Annotated in this window: 14 protein-coding genes; 13 read left to right on the top strand and 1 reads right to left on the bottom strand. The window is 41.3% G+C overall.

What is annotated here, in order from left to right; all coding sequences use genetic code 11:
• Positions 1 to 199 precede the first annotated feature (199 nt).
• The 13 genes from BM378_RS19155 (at position 200) to BM378_RS20490 (ending at position 17067) form a co-directional block, all read left to right on the top strand.
• Complete coding sequence (locus BM378_RS19155) at positions 200 to 1513, top strand: ATP-binding protein (RefSeq protein WP_074989819.1); 1314 nt, start codon at positions 200 to 202, stop codon at positions 1511 to 1513.
• A 606-nt stretch (positions 1514 to 2119) separates the two neighbouring features.
• Complete coding sequence (locus tag BM378_RS19145; RefSeq protein ID WP_083422947.1) at positions 2120 to 3403, top strand: tyrosine-type recombinase/integrase; 1284 nt, start codon at positions 2120 to 2122, stop codon at positions 3401 to 3403.
• Between the two features lie 175 nt (positions 3404 to 3578).
• Positions 3579 to 5099, top strand: coding sequence for a type I restriction-modification system subunit M (locus tag BM378_RS19140; RefSeq protein WP_074989811.1), 1521 nt, complete (start codon positions 3579 to 3581; stop codon positions 5097 to 5099).
• Positions 5089 to 6354 carry a restriction endonuclease subunit S gene (locus BM378_RS19135; protein WP_074989810.1) on the top strand — a complete coding sequence of 422 codons (1266 nt, stop codon included), beginning with the start codon at positions 5089 to 5091 and terminating at the stop codon, positions 6352 to 6354. Before BM378_RS19140 ends, BM378_RS19135 begins: the two co-directional genes overlap by 11 nt.
• A complete protein-coding gene (locus BM378_RS19130) occupies positions 6351 to 7250 on the top strand; it encodes a GIY-YIG nuclease family protein (protein WP_074989809.1) in 900 nt (299 codons plus the stop codon). Before BM378_RS19135 ends, BM378_RS19130 begins: the two co-directional genes overlap by 4 nt.
• Before the next feature lie 21 nt (positions 7251 to 7271).
• Entirely contained in the window at positions 7272 to 8174 is a 903-nt protein-coding gene (locus BM378_RS19125) for an NAD-dependent epimerase/dehydratase family protein (RefSeq protein WP_074989808.1), read from the top strand.
• Positions 8171 to 9466 carry a glycosyltransferase gene (locus BM378_RS20555; RefSeq protein WP_074989807.1) on the top strand — a complete coding sequence of 432 codons (1296 nt, stop codon included), beginning with the start codon at positions 8171 to 8173 and terminating at the stop codon, positions 9464 to 9466. The genes BM378_RS19125 and BM378_RS20555 overlap by 4 nt, the downstream gene beginning before the upstream one ends.
• Positions 9463 to 10491, top strand: a complete 1029-nt coding sequence (locus tag BM378_RS20550; protein ID WP_074989806.1) for a radical SAM protein — start codon at positions 9463 to 9465, stop codon at positions 10489 to 10491. Before BM378_RS20555 ends, BM378_RS20550 begins: the two co-directional genes overlap by 4 nt.
• Entirely contained in the window at positions 10491 to 12152 is a 1662-nt protein-coding gene (locus tag BM378_RS19110; protein ID WP_083422946.1) for a methyltransferase, read from the top strand. Before BM378_RS20550 ends, BM378_RS19110 begins: the two co-directional genes overlap by 1 nt.
• Before the next feature lie 4 nt (positions 12153 to 12156).
• A complete protein-coding gene (locus BM378_RS19105) occupies positions 12157 to 12765 on the top strand; it encodes a histidine phosphatase family protein (RefSeq protein WP_074989805.1) in 609 nt (202 codons plus the stop codon).
• Between the two features lie 15 nt (positions 12766 to 12780).
• The gene (locus BM378_RS19100) at positions 12781 to 16071 is read left to right on the top strand and encodes a type I restriction endonuclease subunit R (RefSeq protein WP_074989804.1); all 3291 of its coding nucleotides are present in this window, start codon (positions 12781 to 12783) and stop codon (positions 16069 to 16071) included.
• Positions 16071 to 16883 (top strand): M48 family metallopeptidase, encoded by an 813-nt coding sequence (locus tag BM378_RS19095; RefSeq protein ID WP_074989803.1) that lies wholly within the window; start codon positions 16071 to 16073, stop codon positions 16881 to 16883. The genes BM378_RS19100 and BM378_RS19095 overlap by 1 nt, the downstream gene beginning before the upstream one ends.
• 10 nt (positions 16884 to 16893) lie before the next feature.
• Positions 16894 to 17067: a hypothetical protein gene (locus BM378_RS20490; protein WP_177222598.1), complete on the top strand. Its 174-nt coding sequence runs from the start codon at positions 16894 to 16896 to the stop codon at positions 17065 to 17067.
• 82 nt (positions 17068 to 17149) lie between these two features.
• On the opposite strand, the gene BM378_RS19090 is transcribed toward BM378_RS20490, so the two are convergent.
• The gene (locus tag BM378_RS19090; protein WP_074989802.1) at positions 17150 to 19972 is read right to left on the bottom strand and encodes a DUF927 domain-containing protein; all 2823 of its coding nucleotides are present in this window, start codon (positions 19970 to 19972) and stop codon (positions 17150 to 17152) included.

Below are 19972 nucleotides of genomic sequence, written 5' to 3'. Positions count from 1 at the left end.
AAGGCTTTGCCCAGACTGCCCCAAAAGCCCAAGGGATGAGTGCCAAAAGCTTTTTCAAAAAGGGAGAGTCTTGCTCAATTAGAACGCCACAACACTTTTACGCGCATAAAAATGTAAAATTCCTCACTTTTCTGCGCGTAAAAGTGTAGACTGAGTTATACTACAGGCAGTTAACAGTCTTAATTGGCGGGAAATGACAATGCAGCGCAACTTACTAAACGCCCTAATAGCATGGAAAAATCAACCGGTGCGCAAGCCATTATTGATCGATGGTGCAAGACAAACAGGTAAAACCTATCTGCTACAAGAGTTATTTGGGAACACCTTTGCCAACATCCTTCGTATCGACTTCCTTGAAAACCCAGCTTACAAAGAAGCGTTCGATGGCTCGTTGTCACCTGACGAGCTAGTAATGAACATTGAGTTGTTAACCAACCAAGCGTTCAACCCAGAAACCGACTTGCTGATATTTGATGAAATTGGCGAGTGCGAACGTGCCGTTACTTCGCTTAAGTATTTTGCCGAAAAAGCACCGTCTTATTTTGTCGCAGCCAGCGGCTCAAATATTGGCTTGCTCAACACCTTCCCTGTGGGCAAGGTAGAACAGTACAATTTACGACCACTGACCTTCCAAGAATTTATTTACGCATCCAACGAGCAAGCACTGATCAAAGCATTTGATAGTCAAGCAAGCACACCGGCGGTGCACACTAAATTGATGGATAAACTAACCGACTATTTTTTTACCGGTGGTATGCCGGAAGCCGTTTCTGCTTGGTATCAGTATAAGGATTCAAGCATTCTAGAGCGTGTTGAAAAAGTCACAAAAATTCATGCCGACTTAGTTGAAGGTTATCGCCGCGATTTCGGTAAGTACGCGGGCAAGGTCGATGCCACACTGATTGAATCGGTGTTTAATAGCATTCCAGCCCAGCTATCACTTGTCAGCGATGAGTCAGTTAAACGCTTTAAATTTAAGCATGTGCATGAGCGTAAATCTCGTTATAGCGATTTTGAAACCGCGATCCATTGGCTTAACTGCTGCCGCTTAGCTTTGCCAAACTACCCTATTGAAGGATTACCGAAGTCTCCGTTGGCGGCCTATAAAAAAGACAATATGGTTAAACTATTTCTGTTTGATGTGGGCCTGCTCAATCATATGCTGGGCAGCAGTTATAAAGAGATTAAGCAACAAAACTATGAATACAAAGGCTATGTGGCTGAAAACTTTGTGCAACAAGAGCTCACAGCTATTGGCGTTGACCCAAGCTATTCATGGAATGACGCCCGCGCCGAAATCGAATTTATTTTGGCGACCGATGAAGGCGATATCATCCCTGTGGAAGTCAAAAGTGGTAAACGTACAAGAGCAAAATCGTTGGCATCCTACGTTGAAAAATGTACTCCAAATAAAACCTTTAAGTTAACGGGTACACAAGGCTCTTCAGCGTTAGAACAAACCAATATCGTGATGCCTTTGTATTTCACGCAGTATTTACCAGAGAGATGGTAAAGGCGCGTTGCCTAGCCCCGAAGGTCTACACAAAGTTACCTTAGGGATAACAATTTGTAGACCTGATGCTTATCATTCGACACTCAGTCTTATCTCTCTTGGATACCATAGTATCCATATTGAGCTTATTCCTATTAAAATGGACACCATAATGTCCATTTCAGGCTAAGTGAGCTTTCTGCTGACTCATTACTATTGTGTAGAACCAGTGAAAAAATGGCAAAGCTATATTGACAGAAATCGTGCTCGATAAAGCCTTTCAAAACTGCTATTTTTAAACCCTAACAGCAGCATAAAAACGGCACTGTTTTTCCATTGCTAACCACTAAGATTTCGTAAAAGCCATAGACAAGTGGTGGGCAGTTTGGTGGGCAAACAGGCATTTTTGAACGGTTTATTCTCGGTAAGTTATTGAGTTTGTTAGGGTCTAGGCCGCTACTCAATGAGCAAATTCAGAATATTGAATAGTATTTCAAGTCATATCTAGTCACTACATAACTGGCTAAAATCATTGTACTTAGCCAGTTTTACACTTCTAATCATTTCCATTCACTTCATAAATCATCTAAAATTTCGGTCACCTAACTGGTTACCTAATTTTTAGTTATGACTGATAAAAGACAAACACGTAAAAGAAAAGCAAACGGCGAAGTTAATAAAGGGCCGCTAACGCAAGCTGAGATACAGTCATATATAAAAGATGGTCGCCCAGCACAAATCTCAGATGGTAATAGTTTCTACTTTGTTATTAACGATGCAGGACACCCTTTTTGGGCGTTAAGGTACACAAAGCCAAATGGTAAACGCGCCTGGACTTATTTTTCATCACCGAAAGAAATGTCTTTAGCTGAGGCTCGAGCTGAGGCCGCAACTATAAAATTAAAGATAAAGCGTGAAGGCTTAGACCCTGCATCTGAAAAGAAGAAAGCTAAGTCCCAGAGACTTCATACCGTAGCGGACTTATGGGATGACTTTTATGAAAGAGAATCGAAGCGCATAGAAAACCCGAACATTATCGCCTCACTGTATAAGCGTGAAATCCAACCTGTTATCGGTAAGTATGAATTAGCAAAAGTAGAGCCTACTGATATTCGCTTTATCATCGAAAGAATTAACGAAGGTTATGGAAGCAAAAAGCCACGTAAAACAGTTGCAAATAAAACCTTGTACCTGCTAACCAAGATCTTTAACCATGCTCAAAAGCTCAATTTAGTCCAATATAATCCAGCCTCTATCTTTACAGCAAAAGACGCTGGAGGCACTGAAAAGCCTAAGGAGTTTTCCCTTAACGTTGAGCAGGTAGCTGAACTTTTTAATGCTTTACGTAAAAACATTGGAAAAATTGCCATCCAAGACTATTGGGGGTTAGCATTACTTCTCTCTACAGGGGTACGCAAAATGGAACTATATGCAGCTCAATGGAGTGAATTTGATTTAGACAATGGAACTTGGCACCTTCCAGCTGAAAGAACAAAGTCAAGACGAAGGTTTACCCAGCCCTTAGCACCACAAACTATTGAGTGGCTGCTACAAATTAAAGCCTATTCAGGGAACTCAACCTACTTATTCCCCAGTAGAAAAAAAGGCAAATTAGATAATACGCATGTGTGTGAAAACACAGTTAATCACTCTTGCTTGAAGTTAAAGAAAGAAGGGAAAATTCCTTGGCCAGAATTTGACCCTCACTCGCTTAGACATACCTGCCGCTCTTTACTGTCAAAGTTAAAAGTTCCTACTGATGTTGCTGAACGTTACATAAATCACTCGTTTGTTGGGTTACAAAAAGTGTATGACAACCATGATTATTATGAGGAACGCAAAGAGGCAGCTGTTAAGTTAGCTGATATCTTGGCCCCTCTTATAAATATAGATAACTTGCATAGGAAGTAGTAGAGGTAGTAGAGAGGTAACTTTAGCACAAGAATAACCTGTATTGCTTCGCCTACAAAAAATACAAAAGATAATTAGGTAAGTGCTACCCACATATTAAGTGCGTGATCGAATATGAATTATTACAAAGTATTGTACAATGATTTGAAATGTTATTAATAAGGACTTGAAAAAGATGACCACAGCCAACCAGATCAATCAGGATGATATCAACAAGGCGGTATGGGCTGCTTGTGACACCTTCCGTGGTGTGATCAGTGCCGATACTTATAAAGACTTCATCCTCACCATGCTGTTTTTAAAGTACATCTCTGATGTTTATAAAGACGAATATAAAAAACTAGTTGCGCAGTATGGTGATAACCCTGAGCTTATCCACGCCATGATGTCGAAACAGCGCTTTGTACTGCCAGAAGGCGCAAGTTTTTGGGATCTATATGAAAAGCGTTATGAAGCAGGTAATGGTGAGCGCATCGATAAAGCCTTACACGCTATTGAAGAAGCTAACGGAAGTAAGCTTAAAAACGTATTCCAAGACATCAGTTTTAACACTGACCGATTAGGCCAAGAAAAACAAAAGAACGACTTACTTCGCCATTTACTGGAAGACTTTGGTAAAGATATTTTAAACCTAAGCACAGAGCGTGTGGGTAGCTTAGATATCATCGGTAATGCCTACGAATACCTTATCAAGCACTTTGCTGCTGGCAGTGGCGCTACCGCTGGCGAATATTATACCCCGCCAGAGGTTTCTACCCTTTTAGCAACCGCTTTAGAGCCAGTTGAAGGCGACCAAATATGTGACCCATGTACAGGCAGTGGCTCGCTGCTATTAAAGTGTGGTGCGATGGTACGTAAAAACTCTGGCTCAAAAAAGTACGCCTTGTTTGGGCAAGAAGCGATAGGTTCAACATGGGCATTAGCCAAAATGAACATGTTCCTACATGGTGAAGATAACCATCGTATTGAATGGGGCGACACCATTCGTAATCCACTGCTAAAAGAGAAAGACGGCAACGGCTTATTGCACTTTGACGTAGTTACGGCCAACCCCCCATTTTCACTCGATAAGTGGGGACATGACGATGCCAGCAACGACCCTTATGGGCGCTTTAGACGAGGTATTCCGCCAAAAACCAAAGGCGACTATGCGTTTATCAGCCATATGATTGAAACGTTAAAACCCGAAACGGGCCGAATGGGCGTGGTAGTGCCTCATGGTGTGTTATTTAGAGCATCAAGCGAAGGCAAAATTCGTAAGCAACTGATTGAAGAAAACCTACTAGATACCGTAATAGGTTTACCAGAAAAGTTGTTCTTTGGCACGGGTATTCCAGCCGCCATTTTAATATTTAAAAAGCACAAAACAGACAAAAACGTATTGTTTATTGATGCCAGTCGTGAGTTTAAGTCAGGCAAAAACCAAAATCAGCTAACTAACGAAAATATTCAAAAAATCATCGACACCTACAAGGCTCGTGAAAGTGTTGATAAATACGCCTACCTTGCCAGTTTTGATGAGATCAAAGAAAACGACTTTAACCTAAACATCCCTCGCTACGTTGATACCTTTGAAGAAGAAGCGGAAATTGATTTAGTGGCAGTGCGCACTGAGCGCCTGCAACTGAAAAATGAGCTGCAAACCCTCGAAGTAGAGATGGAAGGCTACTTAAAGGAGTTGGGTTATGGTGCCTAATAAAGAAATAAAAAAATTGACCGACTTAACTAGTCTTATTACTAAGGGATCTACTCCAACAACATATGGTTATCAATTTGTTGATGAATCAAAAGGTGAAGCAACATTTATTGGTGCGTATAACTGTTCGTTTGATGGTGTAGCAAAAATGGATACAAAGAAATGGATTACATCAGAAGCAAATGAGATGCTTAAACGTTCCAAATTGGCTTACGAGGATTCAGTTCTATGTATTGTAGGAAATACTATCGGCTCAAGCTTTATGGTAGAACAGTCGATACTACCAGCAAATATTAATCAAAATGTTGCTCTCATTAGGCCAGTAAAAGAGAAAGTATTTCCTCCTTATCTTAAATATGCAATTCGTTCACCATTCGTGCAATGGCAAGTTATACAAGAAGCGTCAACTCAAGCTCAACCAAGTCTTAGTTTAAAGCAAGTTGGTGATTTTAAAATATTCAGTCCGCCCCTCCCCGAACAACGCAAAATCGCCAAAATCCTATCCACTTGGGATAAAGCGATTAGCACCACCGAGCGTCTAATCGACAACAGCAAACAGCAGAAAAAAGCCCTGATGCAACAACTGCTCACAGGCGCTCACACCCAAAGAAAGCGCCTACTTGATGATTCAGGTAAACCGTTTGAGGGTGAGTGGGAAGAAAAGCGCCTTTCAGAATTAGGAGATATTTCTTCTGGTGGCACACCAAGTACAAAACAGCCTGAATACTGGGATGGTGATATAAACTGGGTAACACCTACCGATATTACTAAGCAAGATAGTATCTACATTGAGTCAACTGCTCGACTAGTTTCTTTAGACGGCATTAAAAATAGCTCTGCAAAACTTCTCCCTAAGGGGACATTGTTAGTTTGTACTCGTGCAACGATAGGTGAAATGGCTATTGCAAGTCATGAAATGAGCACTAATCAAGGTTTTAAAAACATCGTTCCAAATGAGAATACAAATATTGAGTTTGTGTATTACCTTCTAAATTTCTATAAGCATAAACTAATTAGCAAAGCGAGTGGTTCAACTTTCTTAGAGCTTTCTAAGAGTGCTTTTGAAGGACTCCACTTTCATATCCCTAAATTTCAGGAGCAGCAAAAGATTTCGGCAGTATTACTGAACGCTGACCAAGAAACTGTGTTGTTGGAACAACAGCTTGCTGACCTAAAACAAGAGAAAAAAGCGCTGATGCAGCAACTGTTAACGGGTAAGCGCAGAGTGAAAGTTGATGATGAGGCGGTGGCATGATTTCGCAAAAGCGACCTCGCACCATTCAAATATTTTTGCCTACGGGCGACCCTGCGGGTATTCGCATTGCCGAGCAAACCACGTCGATTATTCGCTTAATAGAAGTGCCGCGTAGTGATATTGCTGAATTTGTGAAAATGCCAGAAGCCAAGCAGGTTGGGCTTTATTTCTTGGTTTCTGGCGATAACACGTATACAGATAACGACGAGCTGTATATAGGTCAGTCGGGCGATGTGGGCAGCCGCTTGATGCAGCACTACAAAGACGAAAAAAAAGATTGGGAGCGTGCGTTAGTGTTGGTGTCGCTCACCAATAACTTAACGCAAACTCATGTGCTGTATTTAGAATCGCTGTCGATAGAAAAAGCAAAGCATTGCCAGCGTTATGAACTACTCAATGGTAATGGTGGGCAAAAGCCACATACACCTGTGCCGCTTAAAGCCGATTGCGATGAAATTCATGAAATTGGTAGCTTGTTATTAGCGACTCTTGGCTACCCCATTTTTGAACCACTGACAGAAATATCACCAACCAAAGCAGAACAAGTTTTTTCTTGTAGCCGCACAGGTGTCGATGCCAAGGGTATTTATACCAATGAAGGCATGGTGGTATTAAAAGGCTCTTCCGCCCCTATGACCACTAAGCGTAAAACCGAACAACGGTTTTATGATAAGCGTGACCAGCTATTAGCCAAAGGGGTAATTGCAGAGCAAGGTGGTCGTTTTGTATTTCAACGTGATTATTTATTCCCTACACCAAGCGGTGCCTCGATGTTTTTGCTACTAGCCAGCTCTAATGGTTGGGTAGACTGGAAAACAGAGCAAGGGGTAACGCTACACGATCACCAAGGTCGAACATTAGAATCAGCCAGTGAGCAGGTAAGTAATATTAATTAGGCAGTAAAGGATTAAGAATTAATGAAAAAAATTTTAATGACAGGCCACTTAGGATTGGTTGGCCGTCATTTATCTCCCCTATTATCTCAACTAGGTTATGAAGTGGTTGGTTTTGATATTGCTGATGGAACGGGTGATATTTGTAATACAGGGCAGTTAAGCCAAGCGCTCAATGAATGCTGTGGCGTAATACATTTAGCGGCTGTTTCGCGCGTTGTATGGGCACAGAACGCCCCTGAAAAGTGCTGGAAAACTAATGCATTGGCTAGTGAACAACTTCTTAAATTAGCGGCAAACAGTGCGCATAAACCTTGGGTGCTGGTTGCCAGTAGCCGCGAGGTTTATGGCGAACCAAAAACTTTACCCGTTACAGAAACCATGCCTTTAGCGCCCGTTAATATTTATGGTCGCTCTAAGCTTTTTATGGAAGATGCCGCTTTAAGCGCACGAAATGCAGGTATTAACACCGCCATTGTTAGGTTAGCTAACGTGTATGGCTGTACGCTTGATCATGAAGATAGAGTATTACCCGCATTTTGTAAAAACGCCGTATTGGACTTGGATTTACGTGTTGATGGCTTTGAGCATTTATTTGATTTTACCCATGTAGATGACACCGTAGCGGGTTTAGTAAAAGCCATAACCTTACTGAGTGAAGGTGAAAAGCAATTGCCTCCCATTCATTTATTACCTGGACATGGCACAACTTTAAAGCAAGCCGCACAAATGGCCATTAAGGCCGCAAATAGCTCTTCAACTATTGTTGAGGCGGCGTCTCGTGATTACGATGTTGCGCGGTTTATCGGCGACCCGACTCGTGCTAAATCGCTATTAGGCTGGCACGCGAGTGTTTTACCAGAACAAGGGATTGCAAGGTTAGTTGACGCATATAATAAAAAATTAAAATTAGGAGCGCATTCGTGAAAATATTAAAAGTAATACATGGCTACCCTATGTTGTATAACGCGGGTTCGGAAGTTTATTCACAAACTATTTGTCATGGGTTGGTTAAAAAAGGCCATGAGGTTCGTGTGTTTACCCGTGAGGAAGATGCATTCAGGCCAGATGGCGATATAAGAATTAGCCACGACGCTGATGTGCCAGAAATTACATTACACCTTGTGAATAATCCTCGCCACAGAGATAGATATCGCTTGGCAATTATTGATCAAAGATTTGCCGAGTTACTCGATGAATATTGTCCTGATATTGTGCACATTGGTCATTTGAACCATTTATCGACCTCTTTGGTGTTTGAAGCCAAAAAGCGCAATATTCCTGTGGTTTACACGTTGCATGATTATTGGTTAATGTGCCCGCGTGGGCAGTTTATGCAAATGCATTCTGCTGACGATAATCTGTGGGCTGCATGTGATGGACAAGAAAATAAAAAGTGTGCCACCCAATGTTACGCCCGTTACTTTTCAGGTGATAAAGAAGAGCTAGACCAAGATATTGCTTATTGGGAAAACTGGGTTGAACGCAGAATGCGCCACGTAAAAGAGGTTGTTGAGCAGGTTGACCTGTTTATATCTCCTGCCAAATATTTAAAAAACCGCTACGAAAAAGATTTTGGCTTGCCAACCGATAAAAGCATTTACTTAGATTACGGTTTTGATCGTTCCCGTATGTTAGGCCGTGTTCGTAATGAAGGCGAACCTTTCACATTTGGCTATATTGGTACGCATATTCCGGCTAAGGGTATTCACCAGTTAATTGAGGCATTTGGAAAAATAAAAGGCGATGCTATTTTACGTATTTGGGGGCGAGATAGAGGCCAAGATTCACGTGCTTTGCGTGCCATTGCTGCAACATTACCACCCGAAAAACAAAACAGTATTCAATGGATGCCTGAGTACAAAAACCAGCACATAGCTGTTGATGTATTTAGCAAAACCGATGCAATTGTAACGCCCTCGGTTTGGGTTGAGAATTCTCCGCTTGTGATACATGAAGCGCAACAGTCTAGAGTACCTGTGATTACAGCTAACGATGGCGGTATGGGTGAATACGTTATAAATGGCGTAAATGGCCTGACCTATGAACATAGAAATGTTGATGCACTGGCTGAAAAAATGCAGGTGTTTGTTGACGACCCACAATATGCGAGACAACTTGGAGAAAAGGGCTATGCATATAGCGAAGATGGCGAAATTCCATGTATTGACCAGCATATTATTGATTTAGAGGCGCGCTACAAGGAGTTAATGCAGTGAGGGAAACTGATTTTTGGCGCATTACCTTGGACACCAACCCAGATACCTGTAATTTAAACTGTGTTATGTGTGAGGATCATTCGCCTTATTCTGATAGCCCTAAATTGCGTAAACAGCAAGGGCGATTGCGCCCTAATATGGATAGAGTGATGCTTGAGCAGGTGATCCGCGACGCGGCTGCAATGGACATTAAAGAAGTGATCCCCTCAACAATGGGAGAACCATTACTTTATCCGCATTTTGATGTGTTTTTAGATTTATGCCATGAGTTGGGGTTATCGTTAAATTTAACCACGAATGGCACTTTTCCAAGCCCCGATAAACACCACAATGTTGAATACTGGGCTAATCGTATTGTACCTATTGGTAGTGATGTAAAAATTTCGTGGAATGGGGCAACCGACACCACTCACAGTAACATAATGCTTGGTGCTCAATTAAGCGAACATATTGAAAATGCGAAACGCTTTATTGCTGTTAGAGACAGCTGGGCCGAGCGTCATTATTGTTCAATAACAATGCAGTTAACGTTCTTACGCAGCAACCTAGAAGAAATTCCTCAAATGGTTGACCTTGCTATTGCTCTGGGGTTTGACCGTATAAAGGGTCACCAGTTATGGGCGCACTTTGATGAAATTGCAACTGAAAACTTACGTAACGATATTGTGTTTGCAGAGCGTTGGAATCAAATAGTTAAGTACTGCCATGAGCGCGTTGAATCACACAATAAAACTGCAAGCAGACCTTTTAAGCTAGATAATTTTTCTGAGCTACACCTAGATAATTTAGACGATATAGCACCGAATGGTCACTGCCCATTTTTAGGTAAAGAGATTTGGATTGATCCATCGGGTCGTTTTAATGTGTGTTGTGCTCCGGATCAAGAGCGTAAATCATTAGGGGATTTTGGCTCAGTTGCCGAGTCGTCACTATCAGAATTAGCACAGAGTGAGCAGTATGTTGAGTTGATGAATACATATCAAAATCACCCTTTGTGTAAGCAGTGCACTATGAGGCGCCCGTAATGAGCATATTAGCTAAACTCTCTGTTTCGGGCGATGGTAAATACCATACTTTTGCTGATGGCACTCCAGCTTACTCTGCACGTTTTGATGAAGTTTTATCTTTTCATGATATAGACAACGCCTACCAAGTTGCGCCTGTTTGCTTAAATGGCCAAGCGTGGCACATAAACGAAACAGGTGAAGCAATTTACCCGCACAAATTTAATCGTACTTTTGGTTTTTACTGTGGCTTAGCTGCTGTAGTAGAAAACGATGATTGGTTTCATATCTTGCCAAATGGCTTTGCAGCTTATGCGCAGCGCTATGCCTTTGTAGGTAATTATCAACAAAACATTGCTGTTGTATGTAATAAGGACGGTTTTTACTTTCATATTGATAAATTAGGCCAGCCTCTTTATGAAAATAAGTGGATTTACTGTGGCGATTTTAGAGAAGGTATTGCCGTTGCTCAGGCTGAAAATGGCCTGAGTACGCACATTGATAAGCAAGGTCGGTTTATTCATTCAAACTGGTTTTTAGACTTGGATGTTTTTCATAAGGGATTTGCAAGAGCCAAGAGCGATGATGGTTGGCATCACATTGATAAAAGTGGCAAACCTATTTATGCACAGCGCTACGCAAGTGTTGAACCGTTTTATAATGGGTTTTCGCGCGTTGAAACGCACTCAGGTGCACTGCAAATTATTAACGAGCAAGGCAATGTAATTAGAGAGCTTAGAGCTGCAAAGAATGATGACTTTGGCGCTTTATCTGCTGATATAGTTGGCTACTGGCGAACCTTTACTATTGCAGCCGCCGCTGATTTAAAAATATTTGATTACTTACCTAACAACACAGCTCAATTAGCCATACACACAAATACACTAGAAAAACGGTTAACTCGCCTACTTAATGCCTTGGCAGAGTTAGGGTTGGTAAAATGTGAACAACACATTTGGCATGTATTACCCAAAGGGGCTTTTTTAAATACAAACCATCCTATGTCGCTTGCGAGTGCAGCGATAGAGTATCGTGGTGAGTTAATGCAAAGGTGGCATAGCCTCACACAATTAATGCAAGAAGACATTAAAGCTGATGATATTTTTAAACAAGTAAGTTTGTCCAAGGAGCATACCCAAAGGCATCACAATATGCTGCGCAGCTACGCTTTAAAAGATTATCAAGAGCTTGTTTGCTATTTAGATATTGATAAAGGCGATGTTGTTTTTGATGCTGCGGGTGGCAATGGTTTATTAGCGCAGCTTATTCTTGATCAGTTCCCGTCTTCAAATGTGATTTTGGGTGACCTTGCAGGTGTTATTGATTCTAGTGAATTCAATAATAAGAGAGCCTTTGACCTTTTTGAAACATGGCCTGTTAAGGCAAATAAAATAATGCTTTCGCGTGTGCTTCATGACTGGAACGATACCAATGCTTTGCAAATTCTTTTAAATGCAGCAACCTCGTTACAACATAATGGGGCGATTTATGTGTTTGAAATGTTACTTGATGAATACAGTTTTGGTGGCTCCCTCTGCGATTTACATTTACTCACAGTGACAGGTGGACAAGAAAGGACGCAAAGCCAATTTGAAGCGCTATTTAAAAAAGCAGGGCTTTGCATTGATTCGGTTATTAAAAAAGATGGCTTAGTAACTGTAATGAAGTTAATACGGACATAAACAAATGAAAAGAGTGCTCATTGTAAGACATGCTGCTCGGCCCGATATTTCACCGAACACTGTGGGTAATGATGTAATGCTGACTGATGAAGGTATTGAGCAGAGTAAATTATTTGCTTCGCTAATAAGCGGTCAAGTATTGAGTATTAGAACCAGCCCTATTGGTCGATGTGTGCAAACAGCCGAACTAATAGCTCAGGCGACTCACTTTAAACCTAATGATATACAGCAGTGCCGCCTATTAGGCGATCCTGGTTTTATTATTAAAGATGGTGACTTAGCTTGGCAACATTGGCTGAAAAAAGGTCATAAAGCAGTAAATTTACATTTGCTTTCAGGTACTGAGTCATGGGATGGTTTTTATGATTTAAACAATTCGGCTGCACGTATTTTTAGTGATATTAAAGCACTGTTGAATAACTCGGCTGATGGAGTACATATATGGGTTACTCACGACACCATATTAGCCACCTTAGCGGCTCGTATTGGAGACAAACGATTAACGCTTCAAGATTGGCCTGACTTTCTGGGTTACTTGGAAATAAAGTTAAGTGATGAGCAAATATATGTAAGTTATTCGCAAAAACCTAACTTAGTAGGCGATGTAATTTAAGGATGATTAAGCATAATGACAACCATTAAGTTTCAAGAAGAATTTAGCGCAAAAATTCCCGCGCTTACACTGCTAACTAACTTAGGCTATACGTTTATTCCACCGAGTGAGTGTGAAAGACTTCGCGGTAATACGTTAGCAGGTAACAAAAGCACCCATCAGGTGGTGTTGTTACCTGTAATGCGTGCCTTTTTAGCCAAACAGACATTTTCGTTTGCAGGTAAGCAGCATACGCTCTCAGAAGCGGCTATTGATAAGGTAATGCATGAGCTGAACCCTGCCATGAACCTTGGGCTAAAAGCCGCTAACGAAAAAATTTATGATGCGCTAATGTATGGCGTGAGTGTGACTGAATTTATTGATGGTAAAAAAGCATCCCCCACTATTAAGCTGATTGATTGGCATAATATTGATAACAATGCGTTTCATTGTACCGAAGAATTAGTAGTACAAAATACTGAGGGTACGGGCAACCGCAGACCTGATATTGTGTGTTTTGTAAATGGTTTGCCATTAGTGGTGATTGAGGCAAAACGCCCCGATTCAAACAAGGAAGGTAAATCGACCAATGCAGAGGCAATTTCGCAGCACATTCGTAACCAAAAGCAAGATGAAATTCCTCACTTATATGCCTATAGCCAATTATTGTTAGCCATAAACGGGCATGAGGGCTTGTATGCAACGTGCGGCACCCCTGAGAAGTTTTGGGCGAAGTGGAAAGAAGAGCAAATAACGGAGGCTGAATTTGTCAGGCTTAAAAACCATACGCTACGAGATGAGCAATTAAATGCGCTCTTTAATCATCGCCCTGCAAAAGATAAAGATGATTACCTTTCACTTGTTGCTGCGGGTGAGCTGACGATAACTGACCAAGACAGGCTGATTGTAAGTTTATTACGCCCTGAGCGCTTACTGGATATGACCCGCCTGTTTACTTTGTTTGATAAAAAAGCAGGCAAAATTGTTGCGCGTTATCAGCAAGTATTTGGTATTAAGGCGCTGATAGAGCGTATTAATACGTTTGATGACACTGGCGCACGTGAAGGCGGTGTTATTTGGCATACCACAGGTAGTGGTAAGTCGTTTACTATGGTGTTTTTATCTAAGGCGCTTATATGGCTTGAAGAGCTTGCGCAGTGCCGCGTAATTATTGTTACTGACCGCGTTGATTTAGAAGACCAGCTAAGCCGTACTTTCGCCTCTGGTGGTGTACTCACTGACCGTGATAAAAAAGATGCTATGGCGACCACAGGTAAGCGTTTGGCTGAGCAAATTGGTCAAGGTAACGAACGCGTTATTTTCTCGATTATTAATAAGTTTGGCTCTGCCATAAAGCACAAAGACTGTTACAACGATAGCCCTAATATTATTGTGTTAGTGGATGAAGGTCACCGCAGCCAAAACGGTGAAAATAATATCCGTATGCAGCAAACCCTGCCTAAAGCTGCTTTTATCGCCTTTACAGGTACACCGCTATTAAAAGACGATAAGACTGAAAACAAGTTCGGTAAAATCATTCACTCTTACACGATGCAGCAAGCAGTTGAAGATAAAACCGTGACCCCACTTTTGTATGAAGAACGTATTCCTGAGCTAAACGTTAACGACAAAGCCATTGATGCATGGTTTGATCGCAGTACCAGTAAGCTGAGCGACAAACAAAAAACTGATTTAAAGAAGAAATTTTCACAAAAAGGGCAGATTTACCAAACAGAAGGTCGTATTGAGTTAATTGCTTACGATATTGCCGACCACTTTCAAAACTTTAAACAACAAGGTTTAAAAGGCCAGTTGGCATGTGACTCAAAAGCCTCTGCAATACGCTACAAAGAGGCGTTAGATAAAATTGGCACTGTGACATCAGTTGTTGCAATGTCGGCTCCTGACACACGTGAGGGCCATGATGTAGTTGATCAAGAAAGCAAAGACATTGTGCAAAATTGGTGGAAAGCCAATGTTGATAAAATGGACGAAAAAGCCTACACCAAAGCCATTATTGAAGACTTTGGCAGGGATGACGGCCCTGACATCATGATAGTGGTTGATAAACTGCTAACGGGCTTTGACGAGCCAAAGAACACCGTACTGTATATTGATAAACCTCTAAAAGAACATAACCTTATTCAAGCCATTGCCCGTGTAAACCGTTTACATAGCAAAAAGCAGTTTGGTTACTTAATTGATTACCGTGGCATATTAAAAGAGCTTGATACCACCATTGAGAAGTACCAAGACCTTGCGGAACGTACCCAAGGCGGCTTTGATATTGATGATCTGAAAGGTTTGTATAACCGCATGGACACGGAATATAAGAAGCTTCCGGGGCTGCATAGCGATTTATGGGCAATATTTGAAGGGGTTAAAAACAAGCTTCAGCCCGCAGCATTGAGTCAAGCACTAGCACCTAAAATACAGGACGTTAACGGGAGCCTAGTTGATACGAACCTGAAAAAGCGTGAAGATTTTTATGATGCACTAAAAGCTTTCTCAAGCTGTATGAAGGTAGCGCTGCAATCGGCTACCTACTTTGAAGATAAGTCGTTTGACAACAAGCGTGACCTTTACAAACGAGATCTAAAGGTTTTTGTGAGTTTACGTAAAGTCGTAATGGAGTTAGCGAACGAAACCATTAATTATGACGAATACGCAGAAGATATTCGAAGCCTTCTAGACAAGCATATTGCAGGTATTGAAGTTAAAGAGCCTGACGGTGCGTACTTGGTTGGTAATTTAGGGAAAGACGTTAAGCCACAGGATATGAGCGATGACGAAGCTCGTAACCAGACTGATAAAATCACTGGCCGAATCACTAAGATGATCGAGCAAGACTTAGCAGATGATCCTTACGCTCAAGAATATTTCTCGAAGATGCTTAAAAAGGCAATTGAAGATGCCAAAGCAATGTTTGATGCGCCTGTTAAGCAATACATCCTTTTTGCAGATTTTGAACAAGAAGTGAAAGACCGCAAAGTCGCTGATGTTCCCAATGACTTTGTAGATGACTCTGGCAAGCTAAATAAACATGCACAAGCCTACTTTGGTTTGTTTAAGCACTTATTTGATGGTGACTTCTTGACTGACAAAGCCTTAGATAACGATAAGCTCGTAGCGTTGGCGTTTAATATTGATGATGTAGTGAACACCGCTGTTGCTGAGTATTCAATCAATCCTGCGGAGATTGAAAACGCCATTCACATGAAGTTATTACCCATACTGTTTACTGAGCTTGGCCTTGATAACGCACAAAAGCTGATTGAAGAAGTGTTAAAACGAGCAAGGTTAGGATTATCACGAGGTGACTTTTAGTGTCTAATTTGACATTAGCTGCTGAGATCAGAACAACAACAAATGAGCGTGGTGTTTTTACCTATGGTAACGACACCATTCACTATGATGTTATTCGTAAAACCAAGCCTGCTGAAAATGCTAAAAAAACAGCACGCAAGGTCGTTATTAAGGTTCACCCTGATCAGCGTGTTGTCGCTACAGTGCCTCATGATGCAAGCGAAGATGCTATTCAAGATGCTATGCATAAGAGAGCAAGATGGATTTGGCAAAGCATTGATGAATTTGCTAAGCAAAAAGAGTCGGTTTTACCTAAGCGTTGCGTGAGTGGTGAAACGCAATTTTATTTGGGTAAGCGTTATGTATTAAAGATCATCACTGATGCAGAGCAAGTGCCCAATGTGAAGCTAAGCCGTGGCAAATTGAACGTCACTATCAAGTATGACATTAGCAAAGATAATGATGATCGGCTGGTGAAAATTAAACCACTAATCGACAAGTGGTATCAACATAAAGCAAAAGCAATTTTCCATGAACGACTAGCCGAGCTTCTTCCGAAAGCGACTTGGGTAACAGGTATTCCTTCATTTCGTGTAATGGCAATGAAAAAGCAATGGGGAAGCTGCTCAAGCAAAGGCAACTTGATGCTCAACCCTCACCTAGTTAAAGCACCGAAAGAATGCATTGATTACGTGATATTACATGAGCTTTGTCACATTGCAGAACACAATCACAGCGAGCGTTTCTGGCGTTTATTAACCCAAGTAATGCCAAACTGGAAAGAAGTAAAAGCCAAATTAGACGACATGGCGGAGATGTATTTGAATGAATAAGGACTGCTGAATGAAATGCCCAACTTGTGAAAAGTATATTGGCTGGGATTGGCTAGAAGATGAATGCATTGAGCCTAATGAAACCTTTGATTGCCCACACTGCGATGAAACCTTGCGCTATGAAGTCGATGAAGGTACGTACTTTGGTGCCCAACATGTAACGATTGAAGTTGTGGATGATTAAAGGTGGCTATGGCAAATTTTGAGTTGAGTCGTCGCAGATTAAAAAAGCTTAATACAGTAAAGTATTAAGCTTGAGAAAGTTATTAGCTATTTACGATATCAGCAACTTTCAAGCGATAGTGCTTAACCGATCCCATACCAGGAAGGGTAGAGTTAAACTGATAGCCCTTCTGGCTCTTCTGGCCCAGCGCCTCCGACGGCTTCTGCATTAAACCATTTTGGACACAAACTTTTGCAAGCTCAGTTGGTTTAAGGCCTGAGCGCTCTGCAATCGTACGCCAACCATTAGGTGGAATCTTCAAGGTTAACTGCTTCTCTTTCGTTTGAGGACATTCCTCTGCTTCTTTCCAACCGATTAGCTGAGTATTTTTAGCATCCACATCAGTCACATATGCAAAGTGACTGTTAAGGCGAGAGTAAATAAAGTCACGAACATGCTGTAGCGCCTTAATGTGTTCTTTATTACCTTTAAAGCCGCGGTTATTTAACCATGAATTGAAACATACTTTAGCTGCCCATAGAGCTTGTCCTTCATCCCAACCTGTAATACCAAACTTAGTGGCTAGCTCTCCCGCAACTCCAACAAGTGCAAAACGATTGGCAACACGAAGTACCTGACTTTCTACTTCACTTGTATTCCAAGATTCAATTAACTCAGCCATTTGTTGATTAATGTCTGATGTATATTGTTTTAAATTTACAGTTAGGTGCTGTAGATAAGCCTCTAAGGCGACACCGTAGTTTTTAGCAGCGTTTACTTTCAATTGTTCGGCAAATTCTTTAGGTGACTCGAACTCATGAAAGTGTTCAAATGCACCGAAATGTCCTGTGCTGCTTGGAATTTCAGGGAAACGCACTTCAATGCCAGCAAAAGACTCCTGATTAGCATCTTTAATCATTTCATCAAAACCGAGCTCTCCAGTTGACAGTGCTAGAAGGTTCCATTCTTTAATCTTATTCAAGTCGCCATTTCGATTAGCTCTAGCCTTACCTTTACCATTAGCAAGCATATAGGCTGTCGCTGCAACTTCATTACTATTAGCCTGTTTAATTTCATCCAATGGCAGAAGCATATCGTTGTATTTACATGCAGTCGCTTCAATGGCATTCCCTGTCGTTCTCCAACTTTGTAAGGCATTAGGGCTGCCAAATACCGAAGACGCGACATACAAACAAGTTGTCTTACCGTCACTTGAAGCACCACCGAAGTGAAACCCTCCACCCTCCATATGCATAAGTGTGAGCAAAGGAGCTGCAAATGCTGATGAAACAGCGAATAATAAACGACTATTACCAGAACAATAGCAACTTACTGATTCTTGCCACATTTCCAAGCTAGCATTAGTCGAAGTGCCACATGGATTATCATGTAGTACTTGTGGATCCATACGAGTCGCTTGAGCATTTTCACCGAAAGACTGATGTGGCAGAACGAACGTATGCCCCCCTTCTTTACTGACATGCCAGCCTGCACGTTTTGTGAAAGTTAGTAACTGTGGCCCTTCATTCTCCATAAAGAATTTACGCATATGTTCAGATGTCCACCCTCTTGTATTAGCTACATAGGGCATTCCCTGAGACACTAATTCACTCATAGCTTCTGTCAAGTTACCCGTGATTGAATTTAATGGGAGACATGCCTGCTTGAACTCTCCTAATCTATCACGAAATTTAACTAACACCTTCCAACAACTACCTTGAGGGTCTCTTCCATATCCTTCAACTGTAATAGGCGAAAAAATTCTCACATGACTTGCAGTATCCTCAATGGAAGACTTACTAACATATACGCCATCAGGTTTATAGATAAACTCCCCCTGTTGCTTTGTGGTATTTTCAAGGCTAGGGTTGTCAGTCTTTTCACATGCAGGTTTGAGTGTTACTTTAATCGGCTCGAAAATCGCATTAGTAATTAACTCTTTTAATTTGCTACTTGTTTCTTCTTGGCCATATAACTGTCGAAAGTCATCCCAATCTGAATATTTACGTTTAGTGCCTTTTTTCTCCCCTTTCTCATTGCCGCTGAAAGGCGGTAGCAAAACAGCACCACCGACTAACTCTGCCGACTTATTTGCGGCATTAACACCAGGGTTATTGCCGCCATCAACCTCGTCATCATCAGCCATAAAGATAAACTTAATATCTGGGTATTTTTCTCGTAGAGCCTCAGCTACTTTATGCATGTTATTTGCTGCAAAAGTTACAACAACAGGATAGTCTAAACATAACCTTAAACTTACACCGCTAGCGTAACCCTCTGTAACTAATATGACCTCAGTATCATCTGAAATGTTACCGATACAGTGAAAGCCAGCACCTATTGGCGCAGGAAAAAAAAGCTTATTTCCATCTTCATCAATTACTTGGCAGTTCATCAATCTGCCGCGGATGTCATAAATAGGAACAACAATTGAACCTCGTCCCATGATCATTTTTTTGAAGTTAACAGTCTTTTCACTAACTAAAACGTCAAAATCTTTAATACCTTTATTTAGCATATAAGGGTGTTTAGATGAGAGTTTTGCTGAACTAACAATACGCTTTACCCTGTTTGCCAGAGGCTTCTTCGATCGAACAGCTTTACGCTCTTTCTGTTCGTGTACATATTTTTTTTTAGTATACGAATTAGGAGTTCCTCCTAAATACTCTTTTAAATTTTCATTCAGCTCTTTGGTTGTCCAGCCCTTATACTCCATCGCTAGCTGGCTACCTGTACGTGCTTTATCCCCACCATCACACTTTCGGCAAAATGAACTGCCTAGTTCATTCTTATCATCAAAGACAAATCGGTCGGTACCACCACATAAAGGGCAAGGGCTTGCTTGGCCTATCGCTTGCAATGGAACTCCTATGCTTGACAAATATGGGTGCCAGTCAACATTTGAATAGTCGATTTCATAACTCAT

This window comes from Pseudoalteromonas lipolytica, assembly GCF_900116435.1.
GTDB classification, from domain to species: domain Bacteria; phylum Pseudomonadota; class Gammaproteobacteria; order Enterobacterales; family Alteromonadaceae; genus Pseudoalteromonas; species Pseudoalteromonas lipolytica.
The sequence above is the reverse complement of the archived record's forward strand: the minus strand, read 5'-3'. Positions and strand labels throughout refer to the sequence as shown.